General features: G+C 72.9%; 5 protein-coding genes. 2 read left to right on the top strand and 3 right to left on the bottom strand.

Annotated elements, in window-relative coordinates:
* A partial coding sequence (locus tag GPJ59_RS30350) for a hypothetical protein (protein ID WP_219671121.1) occupies positions 1 to 1,205 on the top strand: 1,205 nt, incomplete at its 5' end.
* A 128-nt stretch (positions 1,206 to 1,333) separates the two neighbouring features.
* On the opposite strand, the gene GPJ59_RS30345 is transcribed toward GPJ59_RS30350, so the two are convergent.
* Complete coding sequence (locus GPJ59_RS30345; RefSeq protein WP_058044766.1) at positions 1,334 to 1,690, bottom strand: HesB/IscA family protein; 357 nt, start codon at positions 1,688 to 1,690, stop codon at positions 1,334 to 1,336.
* Between the two features lie 326 nt (positions 1,691 to 2,016).
* On the opposite strand from GPJ59_RS30345, the gene nadA reads away from it, so the two are divergent.
* Positions 2,017 to 3,204: a quinolinate synthase NadA gene (nadA, locus tag GPJ59_RS30340; protein ID WP_219671120.1), complete on the top strand. Its 1,188-nt coding sequence runs from the start codon at positions 2,017 to 2,019 to the stop codon at positions 3,202 to 3,204.
* Between the two features lie 572 nt (positions 3,205 to 3,776).
* Here nadA and GPJ59_RS30335 read toward each other — a convergent pair.
* Entirely contained in the window at positions 3,777 to 6,890 is a 3,114-nt protein-coding gene (locus GPJ59_RS30335; RefSeq protein ID WP_219671119.1) for an efflux RND transporter permease subunit, read from the bottom strand.
* Between the two features lie 133 nt (positions 6,891 to 7,023).
* A complete protein-coding gene (locus tag GPJ59_RS30330; protein ID WP_219671122.1) occupies positions 7,024 to 7,734 on the bottom strand; it encodes a response regulator in 711 nt (236 codons plus the stop codon).
* Positions 7,735 to 7,931 lie beyond the last annotated feature (197 nt).

Genomic DNA, 7,931 nt, shown 5'->3' with positions numbered 1-7,931 from the left:
CCCCCGGCGAGCCGGACCCGTCCGGCGGCGGGGTCACGTACGAGGCGTCCGGGCCGCTGCCCCAGGGGCCGTCGGCCGCGCCGGGCTTCAAGGCGGACGGCGAGGTGACCCGGGAGGAGGTGGCCCGGCTCGCGTCGGCGCTCGGCATCCAGGGCGAGCCGCGGCTCGCGGGCGAGGTGTGGCAGGCGGGCGAGGTCCGGGACTCCTCGGGGCCCCGGCTGACGGTGAACCGCGCGGCGCCCGGCAGCTGGACGTACACCCACTTCCAGCAGGGCGGCGGGGACAACTGCAAGAAGGGCAAGGACAGCTGCGGCCCGGTCGCGCCCCCGGAGGGCGACCCGGGCAAGGCGGTCTCGGAGGCCGCCGCGAAGACGGCCGCGGGCCCGGTGCTGGCGGCGGCCGGGCAGAGCGACGCGAAGCTGGACGCCCGGCTGACGCAGGGCGCGGTACGGGTCGTCTCGGCCGACCCGGTGATCGGCGGGATGCCCACGCAGGGCTGGTCGACCAAGGTGAACGTGGGCGCCGACGGGGTCGTGGTCGGCGGCAGCGGCGAGCTGAAGGCCCCGGTCAAGGCCGCCGACCGGTCGGTGGTCGGGGCCGAGGAGGCCCTCAAGCGGCTGAACGCGCGGACGAGTCCGGTGCGCACCCCGGAGCCGAGCGGCTGCGCGACCTCGGTGCCGCTGGACCCGGACACCCCGGTCAAGCCCGGCGACCCGCTGCCGTGCAACCCGGAGCCGCGCCCGATGAAGCCGCCGCGGACCGAGCAGGTGCGCGGCGCCGTGCTGGGGCTTGCCCCGGGGACCGTGGACGGGGTCCGCGGCCTGGTGCCGGCGTGGCTGTTCGAGGTGGCGGGCAAGGACGGCGGGCCGTCCCACACGGTGGTCCAGCCGGCGGCGGCCGAGCAGCCGGGCCCGGGGCAGCCGGACCCCGGCTCGGGCCCCGGGACCGTGCCCGGGTTCTCGTACGCCGAGAGCGACCGGAAGCTGACGGTCAACTTCTGGGGCGGCGTGTGCAGCGACTACGCGATCGAGGCGCGGCAGAGCCCGCAGTCGGTCATCGTCAAGATCACTGACACGCCGCGGGAGCCGGGCCGGGCCTGCATCCTGATCGCCCAGGAGATGGCCCTGACGGTGACGCTGGACCAGCCGCTGGGCGACCGCAAGGTCATCGACGCCAAGACGGGCAAGGAACTGCCGCGGCAGTAGCGGGGCGGGTGCCGCGCGAGCGCCGACGGGCGAGCGCGCGGCGGGTGCCGGAACGCGCGAGGGGCCCGCGCCGGACATGTCGTCCGGCGCGGGCCCCTCGTCGTCGGGGGCTCCCCCAGGCTTGAGGCTTAGCTGAAGGAGTCGCCGCAGGCGCAGGAGCCCGTGGCGTTCGGGTTGTCGATGGTGAAGCCCTGCTTCTCGATGGTGTCGACGAAGTCGATCGAGGCGCCGCCCAGGTACGGGGCGCTCATCCGGTCGGTGACGACCTTGACGCCGTCGAAGTCCTTGACGACGTCACCGTCGAGCGAGCGCTCGTCGAAGAAGAGCTGGTAGCGCAGGCCGGAGCAGCCACCGGGCTGAACCGCGACACGCAGCGCCAGGTCGTCCCGGCCCTCCTGCTCCAGCAGGGCCTTGACCTTGGCAGCGGCGGCGTCGGACAGGAGGATGCCGTCGCTCACAGTGGTCTTCTCGTCCTGAACGGACATCTGCATTCACTCCCGAAAGTGGGGCGGCTCCCCGCCGGGGCAGGGAAACGTCGGACTCTTGCCGTCGGCTGCAACCGACGCGGCCGCGGATTCATTCCGGGCCTGACGCGTGTTTCAGATATTCATGCTCGCACACCGGGGCGGGGCGGTGGAGCAGCCGACGAGGCGGCGGCGAATTCGTCACATCGACACGATCGGCCATCGTCAAACTGACACGAACCAGCTATGATAGATAGCGTCAAATAGACGAGAAGTCGAGAAGTCGGCAGTTCCTGGACGACCAGGACCGCCCAGGACCGAAGTCTCGTAGTCGCGGAACAGAAAGGGTGCGTGTCGTGACCACCGCCCAGCCTTTGGACGTCCAGCCGACGCCCCTCGCCCTGCTGCTGCTCGGCCGCGAAGCCGACCCCAGGAGCGAGCGCGGTGTGGAGTGCCCCGGCGACCTGCCCTCGCCGTCCGACCCGGACCTGGTGGCCCGCGCCCGCGCGGCCAAGGAGAAGCTCGGGGACAAGGTCTTCATCCTCGGCCACCACTACCAGCGCGACGAGGTCATCGAGTTCGCGGACGTCACCGGCGACTCCTTCAAGCTGGCGCGGGACGCGGCGGCCAAGCCGGAGGCCGAGTACATCGTCTTCTGCGGCGTCCACTTCATGGCGGAGTCGGCCGACATCCTGACCGGCGACGACCAGAAGGTGGTCCTGCCTGACCTGGCCGCCGGCTGCTCGATGGCCGACATGGCCACCGCCGAGCAGGTCGCCGAGTGCTGGGACGTGCTGACCGAGGCCGGCATAGCCGGGGTCACGGTGCCCGTCTCGTACATGAACTCCTCCGCCGACATCAAGGCCTTCACCGGCAAGCACGGCGGCACGATCTGTACGTCGTCCAACGCGAAGAAGGCCCTGGACTGGGCGTTCGAGCAGGGCGAGAAGGTGCTCTTCCTGCCGGACCAGCACCTGGGCCGCAACACCGCGGTGCGGGACATGGGCATGTCGCTGGACGACTGCGTCGTCTACAACCCGCACAAGCCGGGCGGCGGCCTGACCGCCGAGCAGCTGCGCGACGCGAAGATGATCCTGTGGCGGGGCCACTGCTCGGTGCACGGCCGCTTCTCGCTGGACTCGGTCGAGGACGTGCGCGAGCGCATCCCGGGCGTGAACGTCCTCGTCCACCCGGAGTGCAAGCACGAGGTCGTGGCGGCCGCGGACTACGTCGGCTCGACGGAGTACATCATCAAGACCCTGGAGGCGGCCCCGGCCGGCTCGAAGTGGGCCATCGGCACGGAGCTGAACCTCGTCAAGCGCCTGGCGAACCGATTCGCCGCGGAGGACAAGCAGGTCGTCTTCCTCGACAAGACGGTCTGCTTCTGCTCGACGATGAACCGCATCGACCTGCCCCACCTGGTCTGGACCCTGGAGTCCCTGGCCGAGGGCACCCTGGTGAACCAGATCCAGGTCGACAAGGAGACCGAGAGCTTCGCAAAGCTCGCCCTGGAACGCATGCTCGCGCTCCCGTAGGGGCGGCGGAGAAACGCCCGGAGGGCGCCCCCGGTGGGGGCGCCCTCCGGGCGTTTCCGGGCAGGGGACGATCTGCCGCTCGGCCGTCCTCGGACCGTGCCGGGTTGCTCGCGCAGTTCCCCGCGCCCCTGACGGGGCCAGATCCGCCGGCGTCCGCCTCCACACCGTGCCCGGTTGCTCGCGCAGTTCCCCGCGCCCCTGACGGGGCCAGATCCGCCGGCGTCCGCCTCCACACCGTGCCCGGTTGCTCGCGCAGTTCCCCGCGCGCCTGACGGGGGCGCCTCGTGCAGCACCCCTCAGGGGCGCGGGGAACTGCGCGACAAGCCACACACACCCCGCAGACGCCACACAACGCCCACCCCCCAGGGGCGCGGGGAACTGCGCGACCAGCCACACACACCCCGCAGACGCCACACAACGCCCACCCCCCAGGGGCGCGGGGAACTGCGCGACGAGCCACCGACGGCCCGCACGCTTCCCGCAGCCCGCAGCCCAACGGCGCGCCGGCCCGCCTGGGCCCGGACCCAGGATGGGGTCCGGGCCTTGGCTGGGGTCCGGGCCCAGGCCGGGGGTCAGACCCCGGCCGGGGTCTGGTTTTCCGGGGCCGGGGCCGGGACCACCCGGAGCCTTGCCGAGCGCTTGGCCCTCCGGCGCTCCTTGCGGAGCTCGACCATCGTGTACAGCGTCGGCACCAGCAGCAGCGTCAGAGCCGTGGACGACACCAGCCCGCCGATCACGACCACAGCCAGCGGCTGCGAGATGAAGCCGCCCTCGCCCGTGACGCCGAGCGCCATCGGGAGCAGGGCGAAGATCGTCGCCAGGGCCGTCATCAGGATCGGGCGCAGCCGGTGCCGGCCGCCCTCGACGACCGCCTCGACCACGCCGAGGCCCTGCGCCCGGTACTGGTTGACCAGGTCGATCAGGACGATCGCGTTGGTCACCACGATGCCGATGAGCATCAGCAGGCCGATCATCGCCGGCACGCCCATCGGCGTGCCCGTGACGATCAGCAGGCCGAGCGCGCCCGTCGCCGCGAACGGGACGGACACGAGCAGGATCAGCGGCTGCACCAGCGACCTGAACGTCGCGACGAGCAGCATGAAGACGATCGCGATTGCCGCCAGCATGGCCAGGCCCAGCGAGGCGAAGGCCTCGTCCTGGTCCGAGCTGACCCCGCCGATGGTGGCGGTCGCCCCGGCGGGCAGGTCGACGGACTTCAGCTTCGTCTGCAGGGCCGAGCTGACCGCACCCGTGTTGTCGCCCATCGGCTTCGCCGTGATCGTCGCGGCGCGGGCGCCGTCGATACGGGTCGCGGCGACCGGGCCGGGCACCTCCTTGACCTCGGCGACGTCGCCGAGCCGGACCGGGCCCACCGGCAGCGCCCGGAGCTCCGCCAGGGTCCGGGCGGGCCGGTCGGAGGTGATCAGCAGGTCCCGCTCGGCGTCGTCCAGGACCGCCTTGCCGGCCGGCATGCCGTACACCGACTGGGCGACGATCCCGCCGAGCGCCGCCTGGGTCAGGCCCAGCTCCGCGGCCTTCGGCGTGGCGGTGACCGAGATCCGCGGCACGGACTGGGACAGGTCGCTGCGGACGTTGGTGACGTCCTTCAGCTCCGCGACCTCCGCCCGGACCTTCTCCGCCGCCTCGGCCAGCACCTTCGGGTCGCCGGCCTTGACGACCACGCTGAGGTCCTGGTTGCCGAAGGAGGCGCCGACCACGACGTTGGTCTCGCCGATCCCGTCGAGCGCCGCGAGGTCCGCCTCGATGCGCTCGCGGGTGGCCTCGGCGGAGGCCGAGTCGTCCAGGGTGATCTGGTACGAGGCCTGGTTGGAGCCCGTACCGCCGCCGAAGGCCGCGAGGAAGCCGGAGGAGCCGACGGTGACCTGGTAGTCCTTGACCCCGGCCGCCTTCTCCAGGACCGCCTCGACCTTGCGGGCGGCCGCGTCGGAGGCGCTCAGCGAGGTGCCCGGGGCCAGCTCCTGCTTGAGGGTGAGCACCTTCTGCTCGCCCGGGTCGAAGAAGTTGGTCTTCAGCAGCGGCGCCATGCCGAACGTGCCGAGCAGCACCACGACCGCGACGGCCACGCTGGTCAGCCGGCGGCGGGTGGCGAAGCGCAGCACCCGGACGTAGAGGCGCTGGAGCCGGCTGCGGGACTCCTTCTCCTCGGCGAGCCGGCGGGCCTCGGCCGGGTCGGCGGAGGTGCCCTTCGGGGCGCGCAGGAACCAGTACGACAGCACCGGTACCACCGTCAGCGACACCAGCAGCGAGGCCAGCAGGGCGGCGGTGACCGTCAGCGAGAAGGAGCCGAACAGCTCGCCCACCATGCCGCCGACCAGGCCGATCGGCAGGAAGACGGCGACCGTGGTGAGCGTGGACGAGGTGACCGCGCCGGCGACCTCCTTGACCGCCGCGAGGATCGCGGCCTCCCGCTCCTCGCCGTAACCGAGGTGGCGCTTGATGTTCTCCAGGACCACGATCGAGTCGTCCACGACCCGGCCGACGGCGATGGTGAGGGCGCCGAGGGTGAGCATGTTCAACGACAGGTCGCGGGTCCACAGCACGATCAGCGCGAGGACGACGGACAGCGGGATGGAGACCGCGGTGACCAGCGTCGAGCGCAGCGAGGCCAGGAAGACCAGGATCACGATCACCGCGAAGAGCAGGCCGAGCAGGCCCTCGGTGGTGAGGCTGGAGACGGCGGTGGCGACGGCCGGACCCTGGTCGCTGACGACGGTCAGCGAGGCGCCGGAGCCGAGGTCGGCGCGCAGCTGCGGCAGCTTCTCCCCGACGGCGTCGGAGATGGCGACGGCGCTGCCGTCCTTGTCCATGGTCAGGACGACGGCCAGGCTGGGCCTGCCGTTGGTGCGGGTGAGGGAGACCGGCGTGGCGGGCCGCTGCTCCACCCGCGCCACGTCGCCCAGGCGTACGGCCGGCCGGCCGGGGCCGGCGGCGATGCGCAGGTCCTGGATCTGGGCCAGGGAGGTCCAGCCGCTGCCGACCCGGATCGTGCGATTGCGGCCCTCCTCGTCGAAGGAGCCGGCCGGCACGGTCGCGCCGCCCGCCTTGAGCGCCTCCCCCAGCTTGAGGGTGTCGAGGCCGGCCGCGGCGAGCTTGGCGGGGTCGGGCGTGACGGCGACCTGGAGCTCCTGCACGCCGTCGACGCTGACCCGGCCGACGCCCTCGATGTCCTCCAGGGCGGGTACGACGGTGGCCCGGAGCTGGTCGGCGAGGGCCTGCTGGTCCTTGTCGGAGGTGACGGCGAGGACGACGGTCGGCATGTCGTCGGTGGAGCCGGCCACGACCTGCGGGTCGACGCCGGCCGGCAGCTTGGCACGGGCGCGGCCCACGGCCTGCTGCACGTCGGCGACGAGCTGCTTGGTGTCGGCGCTGCCGAAGTCGAAGCCGGCGCGGATGAGCGCGTTGCCCTCGGAGGCGGTGGAGGTGACGCCCGTGATGCCGTCCACGCCCTTCAGCGCGGCCTCGATCGGTTCGACGACCTGCTTCTCGACGACGTCGGGCGAGGCGCCCTGGTACGGCGCGAGCACGGACACCATCGGGAGTTCCAGGGACGGCAGTAGCTGCTGCTTGAGCTGGGGGACGGCTATGACGCCGAACGCGAGCGCGATGATCGACACGAGGCCGACCAGGGCGCGTTGGGCGAGGCTGAATCTGGACAGCCAGGACATGGGCGGATCTCTCTCGTGGGCTGAAAGCGGTGGTCCCGCCATCCCACCGCACCCGGCCGCGCCGGCGAGTCGCCCCCAGGTCGCGTCCTGGGGCGGGGCATACCGCGTTCGCAGTACGGGCGCGGCCGCCCGCCTACTCCGCCCGGGGGCGGACCAGTCCGGATTCGTACGCGATGACCACCAATTGCGCCCGGTCGCGGGCGCCGAGCTTGGCCATGGCCCGGTTCACGTGCGTCTTGACGGTGAGCGGGCTGACCTCCAGCCGGACGCCGATCTCGTCGTTGGACATGCCGCCGGCGACGTGGACGAGCACCTCGCGCTCCCGCCCGGTCAGCGTGGCCAGCCGTTCGGCGTGCGGTCCGCCGGCGACCGGGCCGGCGGCGGGGCCGGCGCCGCCGCCCTGGGCGAGGAAGGTGGCGATCAGGCCCTTGGTGGCGGCCGGGGACAGCAGTGCGTCGCCGGCGGCGGCGATCCGGATGGCGTTCAGCAGCTCCTCGGGCTCGGCGCCCTTGCCGAGGAACCCGGAGGCCCCGGCCCGCAGCGCCTGGACGACGTACTCGTCCACCTCGAAGGTCGTCAGCATCACCACGCGTACTCCGGCCAGCTCGGGATCGGCGCTGATCGTCCGGGTCGCGGCCAGCCCGTCGGTACCGGGCATCCGGATGTCCATGAGGACGACGTCGGGGCGGTGCCGCCGGGCCAGCTCGTAGGCCTGGGCGCCGTCGGAGGCCTCCCCCACGACCTCCATGTCGGGCTCGGAGTCGACGAGCACCTTGAAGGCGCTGCGCAGGAGGGCCTGGTCGTCGGCGAGGAGCACCCGGATCGGGGTCGGCGTCTGTTCCACGAACGAGAGCGTACGTCGGCCCGGTGGCCGGAATGCGCCGGTCCAGACGGTCCGGACGGCCCGGACGGTCCGGACGGCCCGGACGGCCCGGACGGCCCGGACGGCCCGGACGGCCCGGACGGCCCGGACGGCCCGGACGGCCCGGACGGCCCGGACGGCCCGGACGGCCCGGACGGCCCGGACGGCCCGGACGGCCC

Source organism: Streptomyces bambusae (genome assembly GCF_019400985.1).
GTDB lineage: Bacteria > Actinomycetota > Actinomycetes > Streptomycetales > Streptomycetaceae > Streptomyces > Streptomyces bambusae_A.
The sequence above is the reverse complement of the archived record's forward strand: the minus strand, read 5'-3'. Positions and strand labels throughout refer to the sequence as shown.